At 30.5% G+C, this 2,372-nt stretch carries 3 protein-coding genes; all 3 read right to left on the bottom strand.

The window, feature by feature from the left end; all coding sequences use genetic code 11:
- Positions 1–209 precede the first annotated feature (209 nt).
- Complete coding sequence (locus tag HM986_RS17450; RefSeq protein ID WP_218841467.1) at positions 210–797, bottom strand: hypothetical protein; 588 nt, start codon at positions 795–797, stop codon at positions 210–212.
- A 150-nt stretch (positions 798–947) separates the two neighbouring features.
- Positions 948–1,466, bottom strand: a complete 519-nt coding sequence (locus HM986_RS17445) for a hypothetical protein (RefSeq protein ID WP_179336324.1) — start codon at positions 1,464–1,466, stop codon at positions 948–950.
- 123 nt (positions 1,467–1,589) lie between these two features.
- Entirely contained in the window at positions 1,590–2,279 is a 690-nt protein-coding gene (locus HM986_RS17440; RefSeq protein ID WP_179336323.1) for a hypothetical protein, read from the bottom strand.
- Between the last annotated feature and the right edge of the window lie 93 nt (positions 2,280–2,372).

Genomic DNA, 2,372 nt, shown 5'->3' with positions numbered 1-2,372 from the left:
CGTACTCAAATACACCATTATAATTTTCACAAATTCGTTTTAATTCAGTTTCTGGATTCATATTGTAGCTAACGGTTACGTATATGAAATGTTGCGTGTTTGTGTGCGAGGATTTTCCGAAGGAAAATCAGATGCAAGCAAACAAAGCAACTCACATTGGTTAAGCACAAAATAGCAATTTTTTATATACAATGTTGCCAACAGTATTTTTAATTCAAATGTCTATATATTAAATCCAAAAACAATTTTCTATAAATAATCATTTCAAATTTTTCTTCTGGAATTTTATTTAGAGCATTATTTATATGTCCGTTGTCAGACATTAAAAAACCTTCAACTTCTGATTTCCAGTAATCATCTCTGAATTTATATTGCCAACTATTTTTGTCCAATATTTTTAATTGAATGATTAAATAGTCATAACAACCTGATTGATAATTAAGTGGAAACAAAAGCAAAGGGTCAAATTCTAAATCAGCTTTAAATTTCGCAAAAAATTTAGGGTCAATTTCTTTTCGTATAGCTTTGTTCAGTAATTCCGAGTATCCATTTTTACTTATATCTGTCAGATAGTTTTCTTGAATGAGATAATTTTCAAGTAAACTATGAATATTCCGTTTAAGAATTAGTTTTCCTTTAGTCGGACTATACTCGTCTATCAATCGTTCGTATTTGATTTCAGAACATAATTCAAATTTTTCATCCGCAATTCGGTCAGACGCACTTTTTGTTGAACCACAACTCGTGATTAATAGTAGAATTAGTATTTGAAGCAGTTTTTTCAATATTGTTGGCAACGTTTATGTATAAGAATAGTTGCGGGTTTGTATGCGAAGATTTTCCGAAGGAAAATCAGACGTTACAAACACGCAACGACCTTTGATTAAGCACTAAACCGCAATTATTTTTATACGGTGTTGTAAGCAGGCTTTTTATTCCGCTTATTTTTAAATTACAAACCATTTTTCATCAAATCCCACAATTGGTTCATAATTTTTATTTGTTCCGAAATGAATTTCGTCTTCGTGGAAAAAAAACAAAGTCCATTCAAGGCTTTGGGCAAAAACTGTCAAATCATCAGCTCCTCCATAAAAAATAGAATTCCAATATTTAACTACAAATTTCCATTTAGTTATCATTCCGTTTTTTCCGTCCCAAGAAAGGAAAACTTCTTTATCAAAAGGAATTGCTCTTTGGTAAAGCCATTTCGTTATTTCTTTGTCATTATTTTTCAGAATTTTAGCTTTGTCCAAATTCCGAAACATTCCATTCTTAAAAGGCAATTCACAATGGACTTTACAATCACTTAAAAAATCAGCAAGAAATTCCGCTCCAACTTTGTCTAACGGTTTTAATTCATTCAGATGTTGTTCAGGCAAGCAATCATATTTTTCTTCCGTAAATCTCCATTTAAGAGTAAATTCGGTCATCGGAATTATATGTTTATTTAATTGTTCGAATGTCATTTTTAGCTTGCTTACAACGGTCTTGTGTATGGTTAGTTGCGTGGTTGGGTAGCTAATTTAGCAAACTTTTACTTGCCAGAGAAAATTCCGCAGGAATTTTCGTAAGTAAGCATAAAAAAGCAATTAATTATACACGGTGTTAGCAACTGCCTTTTTATTCCATTGTTCAATAGTCATAATTTCAGTCAGTTCAAGAGTTTCCTTTTTTCCGTCTGAATATTCCTTTTCCATTTTCGCTAAACCTATTCCTTTTATATAATAACTGTATTGAGTGTATTCAAACTTCTCTGTTGAATTAACAACTACAGTTTTATAATTTCCTTTCAGTTTAATTGCTTCGTATTCTTTTCCGAGAATATTTATTTTCGATTTTCCGACATATTTTCTTTCTTTTGAAAATATCATTTTAGTGTTTTTGTCATATTCAGTTTCTGCGGAATATCTATAAGGTTCTTTTGTGTTCCATTTAAAAACGTCAACATCTTTCGGAATGTTATATACTGGAAGAGAAAGACCTTTTTGATTTTTTAAATAACTCTTAAATTCAATAACTTCAGTTCCTTTATCAGTGATTTTTTCTTTAAATAACTCATATTGTCTAAAGTTACTTTCGTAAGCTTCTGTGGTCAGAATTTGATTTTTTAAATCCGAAGTTAATTTCCAATATTGGGTTTTACTTGGTTCAGATTTACATTCGTATTTATAGACTGTTCCTTTAGTCAATTCAGACATTGGGAAATAATATTCCTTAACTGAACATCCTGCGAAAGTTAGAATTATAATAAATATCGAAATTAGTTTTACGTATCTCATTTTTCAGGTTGTTGCTAACGGTCTAGTATATGGTTTGTTGCGTGGTATTTGCACGTAATTTAGCAAATAATAACGGAATAGAAAAGCCGAAGG

The sequence above is a fragment of the Winogradskyella costae genome, assembly GCF_013403865.1.
GTDB classification, from domain to species: Bacteria; Bacteroidota; Bacteroidia; order Flavobacteriales; family Flavobacteriaceae; genus Winogradskyella; species Winogradskyella costae.
The sequence above is the reverse complement of the archived record's forward strand: the minus strand, read 5'-3'. Positions and strand labels throughout refer to the sequence as shown.